This window comes from Streptomyces sp. NPDC050528, from assembly GCF_044457795.1.
In the GTDB taxonomy this organism is placed as follows: domain Bacteria; phylum Actinomycetota; class Actinomycetes; order Streptomycetales; family Streptomycetaceae; genus Streptomyces.
In genome coordinates this window covers 816,763-831,047 of sequence record NZ_JBITHH010000002.1, presented here as the reverse complement: position 1 = coordinate 831,047, position 14,285 = coordinate 816,763, and the positions used below count along the sequence as shown (strand labels likewise).

Sequence of the window (14,285 nt, the reverse complement as noted above, 5' to 3'; positions counted from 1 at the left end):
GGGGTTGTTGGGTGCCGGGTCAGTTGAGGAGGTTTTTGCGGAACCAGTGTTCTGCGTACTGGGCGTCGTTGTGCCGGTCTGTTTCCTCGTAGCCGAGGCGTGCGTACAGGGCGCGTGCCTCCACCAGGTCGTTTCTGGTGTCGAGGATCATCACCTTGGCGCCCAGCTCGCGGGCGGCGTCCTCGGCGGCTGTCACGAGCCTCGGGGCGCCGCCCCGGCCACGCATCTCCTCGTGGACGAAGACCCTTTTCAGCTCGGCGGTCGTCGCGTCCAGGAGGCGTACGCCCGCGCTGCCGGCCGGGTCGCCCTGCCAGCGGGCGACCAGTAACAGGCCGCTGGGGAGGGCGAGTTCGGCGCCGGTGTGGGCGGCGATCTCGCGTTCGAGTTCCGCGGGGTCCGTGCGACGGTTCTCGTGCAGCAGGTACCAGCGGTCGCTGACCTCGGTGTAGTACGCCCGCCAGAGCGCGGCGGCGACGGGGGAGTCGTAGGGTTCCGGGGTGATCGTCCAGGTCATGCCGTCATTGTCGGGACGCGGTGGGGGCGCGGCGCAACCGGATATGTGTCACCTCGGGGGAGGCGTCCAGGACCTGGGTTTTCCGCCACTCGATGTGTGCGTCGCCCACGTTGTCGAACAGCCGTCGTCCGCCGCACACCAGGACTGGTACGACGTGCAGGAGCAACTCGTCCAACCAACCGGCGCTGATGAACTGTTGGACCAGTTCGGCGCCCCCGGCCAGCGAGATGTCCTTGTCGCCCGCCGCCTCGCGGGCCAACTCCAGTGCGCGGGCCGGGCCTTCGGTGACGAAGTGGTACGTGGTACCGCCCTTCTTCACCACCGACTCGCGCGGCTCGTGGGTGACCACGAACACCGGGGCGTGGAACGGCGGTTCGTCGCCCCACGGGGTCTCGCCGCTGACGAACATGCCGTGGCCCATGACCACCGGCCCCAGCCGTTCGATCCACTCGGCGAGCAACTCGTCGTCCGGGCCCGTGGCCCCGCCCTGCATGCCCTGCATACGGCGGAAGCTCCGCAGCCCGAACACCCACGTGTGCAGCCGCTCCCCGCCGATTCCGAGCGGATGCTCCCGCCCCGACTCCGGGCCCGCGATGTACCCGTCCAGCGACATCGCCAGCCGTGCGATGACCTCACCCATGACTACCTCCTCGATCGGTCCTTACCCGTGTGTCGAACGGGGCGGGGCGGAATCGACACACCGGCACCATGAATTCCGCCGAGGTGTGGCCGTCGTTTGAAGAGGGCCTTTGAGGCAACCCGGTAGGGGAACCGACCGACTACGAGAGCCGGTTGGCCCAAAACCCGGAAGGCACTCATGTCCACAGGCGTGATCATCGTTTTGATCGTGATCGTGGTCGGCGTGGTCGCTGCCGCGGCCGCCCTGGCGCTGCGTGCCCGAGGCGCGACCGGCGGCTCGGGCCTGAAGCGCCGCTTCGGGCCGGAGTACGACCGGACCGTGGCCCGGCACGACGGCGACGCGAAGGCCGCCGAGCAGGAGCTCGGCGCGCGCGTCCAGGAGCACGGTTCGCTGCAGGAGCGGCCGCTGGAGCCCGCAGCCCGCGAGCAGTACCAGGCGCGTTGGGCCTCCGCCCAGGAGCTCTTCGTCGACTCGCCGCGCCAGGCGATGGCCGACGTCGACCAGCTGCTCGGAGAGGTCGCCGGCGCCCGGGGCTTCCCCGACGTCCAGGAGTACGACAAGCAGTTCGACGCGCTGTCCGTGCATCACGCGGACCACGTCCACGGCTACCGGCGCGTGCACCGCGTCGTCACCACGCGCACGAACGGCACACCGGAGAGTCAGGCCGGTACCGAGGAGATGCGTGAGGCCATGCTCGAAGCCCGCGCCCTCTTCGACGACCTGATGAGCGACGACAACCGCAACGGCAGTGGCCACGGACGCGGCGGCCGCCACTCGATCGGCGCATTCAACAAGCAGGCACTGAAGGGGAGTTGAGCTATATGTCCGACGCTATACGGCCGACCGGCGACAACACGGACGCCAACGCACGCACCAACGCGGAGCGCGCCGACCGCAAGGAGACCGACAAGACCACGGACAGGACCGGGGACAAGACCACGGACAAGACCACCGAGCAGCGGGATGCCGAGAAGGTTTCGCGTGACGCCGGGGCCGGGGCCGGGGTCGGGTCCGGTACCAAGGGGTTCGAGAGCAGGGCCGCCGACCGTAGGGGCGCCGACGACACGTCCGCGCCGCTCGGGTCTGAGAAGGTGACTCCGCTCGGGTCGTCCGAGCGGACGCCGACGGCATCGACCCCGGCTGTTTCGTCTGGCTCGTCCACGTCGTCCACGTCAGCTACGACCTCGTCGCGCGACGCCGACCGGGCGATCCCGAGTCCGCGCACCGGCGACACGACCGGCACCGAGCGCTCCGACCGTGCCGACCGCACCGAGCAGTCGTCCCGCTCCGTCCACGCGCCCGAGCCCGCCCCCGGCGTCGGCTCCGGTGCCGCCTCCGGCAACGGACGGCGTGTTCCGCAGGACGCCGAGAACGGGAGCCTGCTGCCGCACGACGAGAGCGACAAGTTCAGCCTGCGGCTGCAGCACGCGGTCACCGGGTTCGTCGACGAGCCCCGGTCCGCCGTCGAGGAGGCCGACCACGTCCTGGAAGAGGTCGCCAACCGCTTCACGGAGGCCGTCACCAAGCGCCGCGCCACCCTGCACGGCTCCTGGGAGTCCAAGGGCACCGACGGCTCGGACGACACCGAGCAACTCCGCCTGGCCCTGCGGGACTACCGCGAACTGACGGAGCGGCTCCTCCACATGTGACCGGCGGGGGCTGCCTGTTCAGCCCTGTCCGTCAACCGCCCGGCGTTCCCGCCACTCCCGTGCGACCTCTTCCACGTCGTACGGCTTCATTCCCAGCGGGGGGCCGGGCGGCGGCTTGAACATCATCTCGCGGATCTTCACGTTGACTTCGGTGATGATCTGCCGTGCGATCCGCTCCGAAGGGGCCGAGTACGCCGCAGCAAGGGCGTCCTCGGCCTCTTTGCGCAGCGCCAGCGTCGGCGGCAGCACGGAGATGCCCTCGCGGGCCATCTTCTGCTTGATCCACCACAGTTCGTCGTACGTCGTGTCGGCGCCGGACGGCAACGGCTTGCCCGCGCCCGGGAGTTGGGCGAACTCTCCGGCCTGCTCGGCGTCCCGGATCTGCTTGTCGACCCAGGACTCGAAGGACACACCCGGTGGCTTTCGCTCGGTCATGACTTCAATTGTGCCGGACGCGGTGGCGCCGGGCGATTTATCATGCGCCCGCTGCTGTAAGGACACTTCAAGGGGAGCGCACGTGCTCGAACTCACCATGGCCTCGGTCTCCGGGACGGAAGAGGGCGCCACGGCCGGCATGCTGATGGCCGACGCGCCCAGTGACCCGGGCGCGGTGCTGCGGGTGGGCCGGGACGAATCGGTGTGCCGGCTGGTGACACCGGACGACTGGCTGTTCATCTCGCGGGTCCATCTGGAGTTCCTGTGCGGACCCGAGGGCGTCTGGCAGGTGAGCTGGCTGCGCGGCTCCCAGCCCGACCCGTCCTCCGAAGTACGCCTGATCGTCGGCGAGTACGCCCAGACCGTCGGCTACGGCGGTAGCGTGCCGTTGCCGCGCGGCGGGAGCGGCGAGATCGTCATCCAGGACCGCACCGGGCCGCGCAGCGTCAACGTCGGCTTCTATCACGAGAGTTGAGAGGACAGGGAGAGCTGGAAGGGCTAGGCCAGTACCCGCGCCAGCGCGAAACCGTCGTAGCCCTTCTTGCCCACCGTCTGGATCGCCGTGCCGGACAGGCGCGCGTGCGAGCCGATCAACTCGATGGCGGTGCGCGTGCCTTGGACGTCGGGTGCCGTGCTGGCCGGGTCGGCGACCCGGCCGCCGCGGACCACGTTGTCGACGATGATCAGGCTGCCGGGGCGGGTGAGCTTGAGGGCCCACTCCACGTAGTGCGGGTTGTTGACCTTGTCGGCGTCGATGAAGACCAGGTCGAAGGGGGCCGGATTCTCGGCGGTCTCGTCGGCGAGTTCGGCCAGTGACTCCAGGGCCGGGCCCACCCGTACCTCGACGATCTTGTCGAGGCCCGCGCGGGCGAGGTTGCGGGTGGCGACCTCGGCGTGCTTCGGGCTGTACTCCAGCGTGACCAGCCGGCCGTCGGCTGGCAGCGCGCGGGCCAGCCAGATCGTGCTGTAGCCGCCGAGGGTGCCGATCTCCAGGATGCGGGAGGCGCCCTGGATCTGGGCCAGCAGGTGCAGCAGCTTGCCCGCGGTCGCGCTCACGGCGATCTGCGGGAGCCCGGCGGCCTCACTGTCGCGCAGGGCCGCCGCCAACACCTCGTCGTCCGGGGCGAGTTGACCGATGAAGTAGTCGTCGACGTCGTCCCACAGCTGCGCCTCGCTCATGTGCTCGTGCCTTTCGTATGTGCAGTGGCAGATGCCGGCCTACCGCGCCGGCCACCCAAGTCAACTACGCGGTGGGTGCGGGGGCGGCGGCGGGAACGTCGGCGGCGCCGGGACCACCGCCCGCCGCGACCGCCGTACGGTCAGCAGGACAGCGGTCGTGGCGAGCGCGGCCAGGGCCCCGCCGATCGTCAGCAGCCATGCCGGGATGCCCGCCACCTCGCTCAGGTGGTCCTCGTAGATCACCTGCTGGAACGTCGCGTCGGTCGCCGTGCGGCGCAGGAGGTGGTCGCCGGTGATGCGGGACGGGTCGGGGAACTCCTGGTTCACGGCGGTCAGGAACGGGGTGCCCTTGGCGAGGGCGGCCAGCGGGCCCGAGGTGGTGGTGACGCGGCCGGCGTAGGCGATCTGCGGTGGGTCGCCGCCGATGGTGCTGCTGGGTTCCATGCGGTGGGCGGCGAGGATGTACAGGCCCAGCGACTGCGGGGTGCGGGCCAGGCGGGAGAGGCGCATCGGGTAGACGGGGGACTCGGCGGCGAAGGTGAGGTGCAGTGGGTCGAGGGCGCCGGTCAAGGTTGTGCCCGCGGTCGCGGGGGCCAGGCGGATCGCCACGTACTCCCAGCGCTGGTCGACGTACGGCTGGAGGGCCTGGTCAAGGCGGGATGGCAGGACGAACCCGTTCGTGTGCAACCAGTCGCCGAGGGCGTCCGGGTCGGTGGCCGTCAGCCGGGCCACATCGAAGGGGCCGAGCCGCTCACGGCCGACCACGGCCACTCCGGGGGCCGTCACGGCGCCGGGCGGGGCGCCGCCGTCCGCGCTGCCGGAGACGAGCGGCCAGTCGCCGTCCTGGGGCCAGAAGTGGGAGCGGTCGCGGTGCACGGGCGCGGTGATCGTGTTCAGCGCGTCGAAGAGCGCGGGGTCGGCGAGGGTGGCCGTCGCCCGGTGCGGCACCGGCATGATCCACGCGGCCTGCCGCGCGTCCCCGGAGACGGTGAGCCGCATCACGATCTGTTCCTGGCGCCCGTCCCAGCGCACCACGGACGCCTCCCGCCCCACCGCCACCTGCTGCGCCGAGCCCGGCACCAGGGCGCCGCAGCCGCAGGCCCAGGCCGGTGCCACCAGCGATCCGAGCTGCAGGGCGAACAGCGCCAGGACGACGGCCAGCACGCGCGCGTGAGCCCGCCCCCGCGGTAAACCGATCATGTTCACAAGCTAGCGGGCCCGAAGTAAGCGCGCAGTTATTTGCCGTGCCCAGGCAACCGGAGGCCGACTATCGTCATCCGGACAAAAGGAGGCGGACGTCAGGTGAAGGGGGGGTTGCCTGCGTCTCTCCCGCAGGGGGTGCGAACCTCATAGGGTTCGCAGAGGGAACAGCCGCGCGTGTGACGCGTGGGACGAGCGGGGCGGGAGGCCTACGAGGCGTGGCGAACGTGGAGCACAGCGGGCGACCGGCGGGAGCCGCGGGAGCATTCGGGTCGAGTGCCGCCCAGACGGCCAGGGCACGGCTGCGCGTGGCGCGCCTGGGTCTGTGGCTGGTCGCCGCGGTCCTCGCCGTACGGCAGGTGGCCGTGGTCCTCAGCACCCCGCAGGGGGAACGGCTGACGGACCTGGAGACCTGGGTAGGACCGAACGGCGTGCTGCATGTGAAAGGCTCGCTGTACGACTCGACGCAGTTCACCGGCACCCCCTTCGGCGGGCTCGTCCTCAAACCGCTGACCCGCGCGGCCGAGCAGGCCCTCGGCTGGGGCTGGACCTTCGGCACGCTGCTGCTGGTCGTCGCGCTCGGCCTGGTCGTCTCCCGCGCCCTGCCCCAGCCCGTCACCCGCCGTGCCTCGCTGCTCGCCGCGCCCGTCGCGATCAGCCTCCTCATGCTGTCGCTGCCGGTGCGCAACACGCTCTGGCTCGGCCAGACCAGCATCATCCCGGTCCTGCTCGTGCTCCTCGGGTGCTTCACCGTGCGCGGCGAGCGGGCCAGCGGGGTGCTGATCGGGCTCGCCGCCGCGCTCCAGCCGACCGTGCTGCTCTTCGCGCCGCTGTTGTGGTTCACCGGCCGGCGCCGGGCCGCGATCACCTCCGTGCTGACGTTCGCCGCGAGTGTGGCGATCGCGTGGGCCGCGATGCCGCACGACTCGTACACCTACTGGGTGCACCACATGGCCGGCGCGGGTCTCGGCGGCGCGGCCGACGGGCTGGGCAACCAGTCGCTGCACGGCGCGCTGCTGCGGCTCGGTCTCACCGGGCCGCTGGAGATCGGGGTCTTCCTGGCGCTGGGCGCGGCCGTCACCTACCTCGGCCTGCGCCGGGCCGTGCGGTACGCGCGTGACGGGCAGCTGCTGCTCGCCGTCGCGGTGACCGGCTGCGCGGCGATCGCCGTGTCGCCGACCACCTGGCAGCACCAGCTGCTGTGGGTGCTCCTCGCGGTGGTCGGCCGGGTCGGCAAGCGGGCCTCGGACCGGTACGTGTGGCCGGTCGCGGTCGTCCTCGTCGTCACGCTGCCCGCGAAGATGATGCTGCCGAACATGCCGGCCATGTACCCCATCCGTGACAACGTCGTCCTGCTCGCGGCCCTCGCCGCCGCGACCGCGATCCCGTTCCTGTCCCGCACCTCGGAGTACTACCGGCGCCCGATCCCCACGGAGTACGCCGAGCCGGTCCCGACCCGCTGGAAGCACGTCCCGCTGCTCCCGTTCCTGCGCCGCGTCCTGACCCGCCCGAACCTCCTCCTCGAACTCCTCCTGATCCGCGTCACCTACGCCGCCTACCAGCAGGTCCGCCTCGCGGCGACCGGCGGCACCAACGCGGGCGGCCGGGCCACGGCGGAACACCACGGCCACGAGATCCTCTCGATCGAGCGGTTCCTGCACATCGACATCGAGCACGCGGTCAACCACTGGGTCGTGAAGGTCGACTTCCTCAAGAACTTCTTCAACTTCTACTACGAGTCCTTCCACTTCGTAGTCCCGCTGACGGTGATGGCGGTCCTCTACTGGCGCCGCCCGGTCGACTACCGCTGGGCCCGCTCGGCCCTCGGCTTCGCCACCCTCCTCGCCCTGATCGGCTTCTGGCTCTACCCACTGGCCCCGCCCCGCCTGCTCCCCGGCCTCGGCATCATCGACACGGTCCACGGCGTCCAGGACTTCTCCAAGCCGGACTACGGCACGCTCACCGCCCTCACCAACCAGTACGCGGCGATGCCGTCCCTGCACTTCGGCTGGTCCCTGTGGTGCGGCGTCGTCATCTTCGCCCTCGCCCCCAAGTGGTGGATGAAGGCCCTGGGCCTCCTGCACCCCTTCTTCACCGTCTCGGCGATCGTCGCAACGGGCAACCACTGGGTCCTGGACGCGGCAGGCGGCGCGGCGGTCGTCACGGCGGGCTTCGGCCTGGCGTACCTCTTCCAGGGGCCGAGGGCACGGTCGCTACGGCCCCAACAGCCGGAGATCAGCACCGAGTTGGAGCCGGCGACGGGCGACCGTATCCGGAGCTGACGAGGGCGAGCCGGATGTCTGACGCCAGGCCGCCCGGGGCCTGGGTCGGAGGGCCAGGACAGAGCAGATGCGTGCGAGGAACTCTCCAAGGTCGACCGGGACGTCCCGGATGCGGCCGAGGAGCGAGGCGACGGGGGAGACGCGCTACCTGACGACTTCCTGGCTCTGTTCGGCAGCATCAACGCACCCGCCGACTACGCCGAGCGGCACGACGACCAACTCGCAGCGTTCAACGCCAACGACAAGCATCACGACCGGTGCGTGGAGTTCTTCTTGCGCCGCGTCAGCGAACTCATCCTCCAATACGCCGACTTCCCGCTCGGAGCCGTCGATGCCTCGGTGATCGCTGTTCGCCCTCGTCAACCGGACCGCTACGACGCCGCGTTGAAGTAGTAGTCGTGATCGAGATCCGCGAGCAGGCCGATCCGGGTCGGGGTCCAACCGAACCGTTCCCGGGTCAGTGTGCTCGTGCCGATCAGGTCGGACGCGACGTAGTGGCCCAGCCAGCCGAAGTGGGTCTCGGCCTCTTCCGCCGGCACGCTGGTCAGCGGTAGGTCCAGTCGCCTGGCGATGACCTCGGCGATCTCGCGTCCGGGTACGCCCTCGTCGTCGACCGCGTGCAGGACCGTGCCCGCGGGCGCGTTCTCCAGAGCGAGCCGGTACAGCACCGCCGCGTCGTCGCGGTGGACGGCGGCCCAGCGGGTGCTGCCGTCGCCGACGTACGCGGAGACGCCCTTGGCGCGGGCGATGTCGATCACGGCGGGGACGAAGGCGTGGTCGCCCTCGCCGTGCACCTGCGGAAGGCGGATCACCGAGGCGCGGACACCCCGCGCTGCCGCCGCCAGGGCCGTGACCTCCGCGGGGAGGCGCGGCAGGTCGGGGCGTTCGGCGGGGTCGGGTACGTCGTCCTCGGTCCGGCCGTGGCTCATGACGGAGCTGAGGACGAAGGGGCGGTCCGAGCCGGAGAGTGCGCCGATCAGGGTTTTGGTCGCGCTCAGGTCCGTTGTTACGGAGGCCGGGTAGTTCGAGAAGTCGTGGATGAAGCCGGTGTGGATCACGCCGTCGGCGGCGGAAGCGCCCGCGCGCAGTGCGTCCAGGTCCTCCAGCGAACCCCGGTGCACCTCGGCCCCGGCTTTCGCGAGCCGGTCCGCCGACTCGTCGGAGCGGGCCAGGCCCAGCACTTGGTGTCCCGAGTCGAGCAGTTCGCGGACGACCGCACTGCCCACGAATCCGGTCGCTCCGGTGACGAAAACACGCATGACGAAATCACCCCAGGTGGGTTTGACGGGTTCGGAAGTGGTGTGCTTCCAGCGTGCGCCCGCCGTGCCCCGGCCGTCCAAGACCGACTCCGGAAGACGTGATTCATTTCCGGTATCAGCGCAGCTCGTACCGTCGTAGAGTCGGTGTATGAGTGACCTGGACCTGCGCCTCGTCCGCTGTTTCACCGTCGTCGCCGAGGAACTGCACTTCGGCCGGGCCGCCGCCGCCCTGCATCTCGCGCAGCCATCCCTCAGTCGTCATGTGCGGCGGCTCGAAGGGGAGTTGGGGGTGCGGCTCTTCGACCGGACCACGCAGGGCACCCAACTCACCGAAGCGGGGGCCGCGTTCCTGCCCCGGGCCCGGGCGCTGTTGCGGTCGGCGGAGGAGGCGGCGGCCGTGGCGCGGGCGGCCGGGCGGCCGAGCCGGGTCGTCATCGGGTTCATGACCGGGATCATCGTCACCCCGGCAGTGCTCGCCCTGCGGGCCGCCCACCCGGACGCCGACGTGCACAGCTGCTTCCTCGGCTGGGGCGAGCTGCCGTCCGCCCTGGTGGAGCACCGGGTGGACGCGGTGGTGGGCCGACTCCCGTTCCCCACCGAGGAGTTGAGCGTGAGCGTCCTCTACGAAGAACCCCGTGTGCTGATGCTGCCGGTCACTCACCGGCTGGCGGGCAAGCAGTACGTCACCCTCGACGACATCGCGGACGAGCCCGTACCCCGGTTCCCCGACCCAGAGTTCAGCGCGTTCTGGCGCGTCGACCCCCGCCCGGACGGCCGCCCGGCGCCGGACGGTCCGCTCATCAGGGAACTGGAGGACAAGCTCGAACTCATCGCCGCGGGTGAGGCGGTGGCGCTCGCTCCGGCCGGCGCCGTCTCGAAGGGGCTGCGGGCCGACGTGACCACGGTCCCGATCGAGGGCGTCGACCCCATCCCGGTCGTCCTGGCCGTCCGCGCAGGCGAGGAGCGCCGCCCCCTGCTCGCGGCCTTCCGCGCCTGCGCCGAGGAGCACCTGCACCCCGCCAACCGGCTTGCTACAGACGCTGGATGATCGTCCCCGTCGCCAGCGCCCCGCCCGCGCACATCGTGATCAGCGCGAACTCCTTGTCGGAGCGCTCCAGTTCATGCAGGGCCGTGGTGATGAGCCGCGCGCCCGTCGCCCCGACGGGATGACCGAGGGCGATCGCGCCGCCGTTCACGTTGACCTTCTCCAGGTCCTGTTCGAAGACCTGCGCCCAGCTCAACACCACTGACGCGAACGCCTCGTTGATCTCGACGATGTCGATGTCCTTGAGTGTCATGCCCGCCTTGCCGAGCACGGCACGCGTCGCGTCGATCGGCCCGTCGAGGTGGAAGTGCGGGTCCGATCCCACCAGCGCCTGAGCCACGATCCGCGCCCGGGGCCGCAGCTTCAGCGCCCGCGCCATCCGCTTCGACGCCCACATGATCGCCGAGGCGCCGTCGCTGATCTGGGAGGAATTGCCCGCCGTATGAACGGCAGTCGGCATCACCGGCTTCAGCCTCGCCAGCGCCTCCATCGACGTGTCGCGCAGGCCCTCGTCGCGGTCGACGAGCCGCCACATGCCGTGGCCCGCGCGCTGCTCGTCCTCCGTCGTCGGCACCTGGACGGCGAACGTCTCCTTCTTGAACCGCTCCTCGGACCAGGCGATCGCCGCCCGCTCCTGCGAGATCAGGCCGAGCGAGTCGACGTTCTCGCGGGTCAACCGCCGGTTGCGGGCGATGCGTTCGGCGGCCTCGAACTGGTTGGGCAGGTCGACGTTCCACTCGTCCGGGAACGGTTTCCCCGGTCCGTGCTTCGACCCCGACCCCAGCGGGACCCGTGACATCGCCTCGACGCCACAGCTGATCCCGACGTCGATGACGCCGGCCGCGATCATGTTGGCGGTCATGTGCGAGGCCTGCTGCGAGGAGCCGCACTGACAGTCGACCGTCGTCGCCGCCGTCTCATACGGCAGGCCCATGGCCAGCCAGGCGTTGCGCGCGGGGTTCATGGACTGTTCGCCGGCGTGGGTCACCGTGCCGCCGACGATCTGCTCGACGCAGTCGGCGTGGATGCCGGTGCGGCCCAGCAGTTCACGGTAGGTCTCGCCCAGGAGATAGGCGGGATGGAGGTTGGCGAGCGCTCCGCCGCGCTTGCCGATGGGGGTGCGTACGGCTTCCACGATGACGGGTTCCGCGACCATGGGACACGTCCTCTCCTCGTACACCGCGCGGCGCGGGCGTCCCGGCCACCCGCCACGCAAACTAGTACGCGTTCTAGTTCTGTGTGCAGTCTGCTGACAGGCCGTCCACAACCGCAAGGGTCGTGCAGGGAATTCGACTTGCCATGCCTCTTGCGACTTGTAGAACCCGTTATTACCTTCACGGGCGTCCCACGTTCCTGATGGACCGTCAGAAGCCATCGGAAGCCCATCGGTACTCAGCCGGAGTCACTCATGCCCTGTCCAGCTCTCCCCGACGGGTTCGACTTCACCGACCCGGACCTGCTCCACCACCGCGTCCCGCTGCCGGAGTTCGCCGAACTGCGCGCGGCCGAGCCGGTGCGCTGGATACCGCAGCCCCTGAACATCGCGGGGTTCCAGGACGAGGGCTACTGGGCCGTGACCCGGCACGCCGACGTCCGGTACGTCTCCACGCACCCGGAGATCTTCTCCTCGACCCTCAACACGGCGATCATCCGCTTCGGCGAGCACATGGACCGCGCCTCGATCGACGCCCAGCGGCTGATCCTGCTCAACATGGACCCGCCCGAGCACACCCGCGTCCGCCAGATCGTCCAACGCGGCTTCACCCCAAGGGCGATCCGCGCACTGGAGGACCGCCTGCGCGACCGGGCCCACGCGATCGTGGCGGGCGCCCGCGCCCACTCCGGCCCCTTCGACTTCGTCACCGAGGTCGCCTGCGAACTGCCCCTCCAGGCCATCGCCGAACTCATCGGCATCCCGCAGGACGACCGCGTCAAGATCTTCGAGTGGTCCAACAAGATGATCGCGTACGACGATCCCGAGTACGCCATCACGGAGCAGGTCGGCGCCGAGTCGGCCGCCGAACTCATCGCCTACGCCATGGGAATGGCCGCCGAGCGCAAGCAGTGCCCGGCTCACGACATCGTCAGCACCCTGGTCGCCGCCGAGGACGAAGGCAACCTGAACTCCGACGAGTTCGGCTTCTTCGTGCTGATGCTCTCGGTGGCCGGAAACGAGACCACCCGCAACGCCATCACCCACGGCATGCACGCGTTCCTCACCCACCCCGAGCAGTGGGAGCTGTACAAGCGGGAACGCCCGTCGACCGCCGCCGAGGAGATTGTCCGCTGGGCCACCCCGGTCAACGCCTTCCAGCGCACGGCGACCCAGGACACCGAGCTGGGCGGCAAGTCGATCCGGAAGGGCGACCGCGTCGGCATCTTCTACGCCTCCGCCAACCACGACCCCGAAGTCTTCGAGAACCCGGACGAGTTCGACGTCATGCGCGACCCGAACCCGCACCTCGGCTTCGGCGGCGGGGGCCCGCACTACTGCCTCGGCAAGTCCCTTGCGGTGCTCGAAATCGACCTGATCTTCAACGCGATCGCCGACGCGATGCCCGGCCTGACTCTGACGGGCGACCCGCGCCGGCTGCGCTCCGCCTGGATCAACGGGGTCAAAGAGCTTCAGGTGACCGCCGGTTGAGGTGCCCCACGTGAACGCACAGCTCGGGCCGGCGGCATCCCGGCGCCGCCGGCCCGTCTCCAGCACATACGTCCGGCTTACTTCCGTACGGCGAACTTCATCAGTTCCCGCTCGTCGCCCTGCTTGATGTTGCCGGTCTCATTGATGACCTGGAGCTTCCAACTCCCGCCCTCGCGGATCGCCTTGGCGACCGCGCAGCCGTTGTGGTCGCTGAGCAGGTTGGGCCAGATCTCGGCCACCTGCTGGGTGCTGCCGCCCGTCGCGTCGTAGACCTTGAAGGCGATGTTGCGGGCCTTCCGGAAGGAACTGCCCTTCTTGTAGGCGGCGGCGACGAAGACGATCGACGTGATGTTGCCGGGTATCCGCGCGAGGTCGACGGTCACCGTCTCGTCGTCACCCTCGCCCTTGCCGGTCTGGTTGTCACCGCTGTGCACCAGCGAGCCGTTGCCCAGCGGGTCCACGGAGTCGAGGCCCGCGAGCCGTACCGGGTCCTGGCCCTGCATCGCGATGGCGATCAGGTCGAGGTCCGTACCGGCCTTCTGGCGCAGCTTCCCGACGAAGCCGCCGCTGCTGCCGACGGTCGGGTCCCAGGACGCCCCGATCTCCAGATGGGTCACTCCGTCCAGATCCGCCGGACCGTCTTCCTTCGTGAGCGTGATCATGCGTGATCGATCCTCTTGATCGTGGGACTCAGACGCACGAATTCTGCCTTCTTGACCGGCCTTTGGGCTACTCCCGGCCAGATGCGGTCATCGCGAACACTCCGGCGGCCAGGGCCGCGAGCAGGAGCGGGTAGCGCAGGCCGTGGTGCAGGGTGAGCCAGGCGCCCAGGAACGCGCCGACGAGCATCGCCACCAGGGCGGCGGCGCGGCGGCGGGTGGCGGGGCCCGAGGTGTCGCCGGTGACCGTGTCGGAGAGCAGGCCGGTCATGGTCATCGTCACGACCGTGGTGGTCGAGTAGTTGCTGACGCCGAGCTTGCGGACCGTGGCGTTGCGCAGGCCCATCGCGAAGGCGGTGAGGGCGATCAAGGGGTATGTCGTGGCGTGCGCGTCCGGTGCCGCGAAGGCGATCACCGCCGCGACGCCGACCAGCAGCGCCTCCGCGCCCAGGCTCACCCGGGCCCAGGTGCGGCGCGAGCCGGTGTCCATCCGGGCGACGAGCCGGCCGCCGGCCATCGCGCCCACGGCGAAGAAGCCGAGGGAGGTGAGGGTGTGCGGCACCGAGAAGCCGGGCGCCCCGGCGGCGGCGAAGCCCAGCACCACCACGTTGCCGGTCATGTTCGCGGTGAAGACGTGCCCGAGGCCCAGATAACTGACGGCGTCGATGAGCCCGCTGACCACGGTGAGACCGAGCAGCACGGCCACCAGCCGCACCCCGCGCGCTTCAGGATCGTAGGGCTGGGGTGGTGTGTTCTCGGCCATGAACGCAATGTAGCGG

Annotated in this window: 16 protein-coding genes; 7 read left to right on the top strand and 9 right to left on the bottom strand. The window is 70.2% G+C overall.

Annotation, left to right across the window (positions count from 1 at the left end; genetic code table 11):
- Positions 1–19 precede the first annotated feature (19 nt).
- A complete protein-coding gene (locus tag ACIBK4_RS11080) occupies positions 20–514 on the bottom strand; it encodes a GNAT family N-acetyltransferase (RefSeq protein ID WP_398994260.1) in 495 nt (164 codons plus the stop codon).
- 4 nt (positions 515–518) lie between these two features.
- Entirely contained in the window at positions 519–1,154 is a 636-nt protein-coding gene (locus tag ACIBK4_RS11075) for a dihydrofolate reductase family protein (RefSeq protein WP_398994258.1), read from the bottom strand.
- 177 nt (positions 1,155–1,331) lie between these two features.
- Here ACIBK4_RS11075 and ACIBK4_RS11070 point away from each other — a divergent pair, with 177 nt between their 5' ends.
- Both ACIBK4_RS11070 and ACIBK4_RS11065 read left to right on the top strand, forming a co-directional pair.
- Positions 1,332–1,970 carry a hypothetical protein gene (locus tag ACIBK4_RS11070; RefSeq protein ID WP_398994256.1) on the top strand — a complete coding sequence of 213 codons (639 nt, stop codon included), beginning with the start codon at positions 1,332–1,334 and terminating at the stop codon, positions 1,968–1,970.
- A 5-nt stretch (positions 1,971–1,975) separates the two neighbouring features.
- Positions 1,976–2,803: a hypothetical protein gene (locus ACIBK4_RS11065; protein WP_398994254.1), complete on the top strand. Its 828-nt coding sequence runs from the start codon at positions 1,976–1,978 to the stop codon at positions 2,801–2,803.
- Between the two features lie 18 nt (positions 2,804–2,821).
- Here ACIBK4_RS11065 and ACIBK4_RS11060 read toward each other — a convergent pair whose 3' ends face one another.
- Positions 2,822–3,238 carry a DUF1992 domain-containing protein gene (locus ACIBK4_RS11060; protein ID WP_033281829.1) on the bottom strand — a complete coding sequence of 139 codons (417 nt, stop codon included), beginning with the start codon at positions 3,236–3,238 and terminating at the stop codon, positions 2,822–2,824.
- Positions 3,239–3,320: 82 nt separating this feature from the next.
- Between ACIBK4_RS11060 and ACIBK4_RS11055 the strand changes: the two genes are divergently transcribed.
- The gene (locus ACIBK4_RS11055; protein ID WP_366436088.1) at positions 3,321–3,713 is read left to right on the top strand and encodes a hypothetical protein; all 393 of its coding nucleotides are present in this window, start codon (positions 3,321–3,323) and stop codon (positions 3,711–3,713) included.
- A gap of 23 nt (positions 3,714–3,736) precedes the next feature.
- Here ACIBK4_RS11055 and ACIBK4_RS11050 read toward each other — a convergent pair whose 3' ends face one another.
- Positions 3,737–4,417 carry an O-methyltransferase gene (locus tag ACIBK4_RS11050; RefSeq protein WP_398994251.1) on the bottom strand — a complete coding sequence of 227 codons (681 nt, stop codon included), beginning with the start codon at positions 4,415–4,417 and terminating at the stop codon, positions 3,737–3,739.
- Between the two features lie 60 nt (positions 4,418–4,477).
- Positions 4,478–5,617, bottom strand: a complete 1,140-nt coding sequence (locus ACIBK4_RS11045; protein ID WP_398994249.1) for a DUF2330 domain-containing protein — start codon at positions 5,615–5,617, stop codon at positions 4,478–4,480.
- A gap of 218 nt (positions 5,618–5,835) precedes the next feature.
- Here ACIBK4_RS11045 and ACIBK4_RS11040 point away from each other — a divergent pair, with 218 nt between their 5' ends.
- Positions 5,836–7,899 carry a bifunctional glycosyltransferase 87/phosphatase PAP2 family protein gene (locus ACIBK4_RS11040; protein WP_398994247.1) on the top strand — a complete coding sequence of 688 codons (2,064 nt, stop codon included), beginning with the start codon at positions 5,836–5,838 and terminating at the stop codon, positions 7,897–7,899.
- Between the two features lie 261 nt (positions 7,900–8,160).
- Entirely contained in the window at positions 8,161–8,292 is a 132-nt protein-coding gene (locus tag ACIBK4_RS11035; RefSeq protein ID WP_398994245.1) for a hypothetical protein, read from the top strand.
- Here the strand turns inward: ACIBK4_RS11035 and ACIBK4_RS11030 are convergent.
- A complete protein-coding gene (locus tag ACIBK4_RS11030; protein ID WP_398994243.1) occupies positions 8,271–9,158 on the bottom strand; it encodes an SDR family oxidoreductase in 888 nt (295 codons plus the stop codon). The genes ACIBK4_RS11035 and ACIBK4_RS11030 overlap by 22 nt on opposite strands.
- Positions 9,159–9,306: 148 nt before the next feature.
- Here ACIBK4_RS11030 and ACIBK4_RS11025 point away from each other — a divergent pair, with 148 nt between their 5' ends.
- The gene (locus ACIBK4_RS11025) at positions 9,307–10,206 is read left to right on the top strand and encodes a LysR family transcriptional regulator (RefSeq protein WP_398994241.1); all 900 of its coding nucleotides are present in this window, start codon (positions 9,307–9,309) and stop codon (positions 10,204–10,206) included.
- Here ACIBK4_RS11025 and ACIBK4_RS11020 read toward each other — a convergent pair.
- A complete protein-coding gene (locus tag ACIBK4_RS11020) occupies positions 10,190–11,359 on the bottom strand; it encodes a steroid 3-ketoacyl-CoA thiolase (RefSeq protein WP_398994239.1) in 1,170 nt (389 codons plus the stop codon). The two genes, ACIBK4_RS11025 and ACIBK4_RS11020, sit on opposite strands and share 17 nt — an antisense overlap.
- A gap of 252 nt (positions 11,360–11,611) precedes the next feature.
- On the opposite strand from ACIBK4_RS11020, the gene ACIBK4_RS11015 reads away from it, so the two are divergent.
- Positions 11,612–12,847 carry a cytochrome P450 gene (locus ACIBK4_RS11015; protein ID WP_398994237.1) on the top strand — a complete coding sequence of 412 codons (1,236 nt, stop codon included), beginning with the start codon at positions 11,612–11,614 and terminating at the stop codon, positions 12,845–12,847.
- Positions 12,848–12,924: 77 nt separating this feature from the next.
- Here ACIBK4_RS11015 and ACIBK4_RS11010 read toward each other — a convergent pair whose 3' ends face one another.
- Both ACIBK4_RS11010 and ACIBK4_RS11005 read right to left on the bottom strand, forming a co-directional pair.
- Positions 12,925–13,509 carry a TerD family protein gene (locus ACIBK4_RS11010; protein ID WP_033281848.1) on the bottom strand — a complete coding sequence of 195 codons (585 nt, stop codon included), beginning with the start codon at positions 13,507–13,509 and terminating at the stop codon, positions 12,925–12,927.
- Between the two features lie 67 nt (positions 13,510–13,576).
- On the bottom strand, positions 13,577–14,269 hold the full coding sequence (locus ACIBK4_RS11005) for a YoaK family protein (RefSeq protein WP_398994234.1): 693 nt from the start codon (positions 14,267–14,269) through the stop codon (positions 13,577–13,579).
- Positions 14,270–14,285 lie beyond the last annotated feature (16 nt).

Coding starts and splice junctions, on each gene's coding strand:
- ACIBK4_RS11080 (WP_398994260.1), bottom strand. CDS start 514: ATGACCTGGACGATCACCCCGGAACCCTACGACTCCCCCGTCGCCGCC.
- ACIBK4_RS11075 (WP_398994258.1), bottom strand. CDS start 1,154: ATGGGTGAGGTCATCGCACGGCTGGCGATGTCGCTGGACGGGTACATC.
- ACIBK4_RS11070 (WP_398994256.1), top strand. CDS start 1,332: ATGTCCACAGGCGTGATCATCGTTTTGATCGTGATCGTGGTCGGCGTG.
- ACIBK4_RS11065 (WP_398994254.1), top strand. CDS start 1,976: ATGTCCGACGCTATACGGCCGACCGGCGACAACACGGACGCCAACGCA.
- ACIBK4_RS11060 (WP_033281829.1), bottom strand. CDS start 3,238: ATGACCGAGCGAAAGCCACCGGGTGTGTCCTTCGAGTCCTGGGTCGAC.
- ACIBK4_RS11050 (WP_398994251.1), bottom strand. CDS start 4,417: ATGAGCGAGGCGCAGCTGTGGGACGACGTCGACGACTACTTCATCGGT.
- ACIBK4_RS11045 (WP_398994249.1), bottom strand. CDS start 5,617: ATGATCGGTTTACCGCGGGGGCGGGCTCACGCGCGCGTGCTGGCCGTC.
- ACIBK4_RS11030 (WP_398994243.1), bottom strand. CDS start 9,158: ATGCGTGTTTTCGTCACCGGAGCGACCGGATTCGTGGGCAGTGCGGTC.
- ACIBK4_RS11025 (WP_398994241.1), top strand. CDS start 9,307: ATGAGTGACCTGGACCTGCGCCTCGTCCGCTGTTTCACCGTCGTCGCC.
- ACIBK4_RS11020 (WP_398994239.1), bottom strand. CDS start 11,359: ATGGTCGCGGAACCCGTCATCGTGGAAGCCGTACGCACCCCCATCGGC.
- ACIBK4_RS11015 (WP_398994237.1), top strand. CDS start 11,612: ATGCCCTGTCCAGCTCTCCCCGACGGGTTCGACTTCACCGACCCGGAC.
- ACIBK4_RS11010 (WP_033281848.1), bottom strand. CDS start 13,509: ATGATCACGCTCACGAAGGAAGACGGTCCGGCGGATCTGGACGGAGTG.
- ACIBK4_RS11005 (WP_398994234.1), bottom strand. CDS start 14,269: ATGGCCGAGAACACACCACCCCAGCCCTACGATCCTGAAGCGCGCGGG.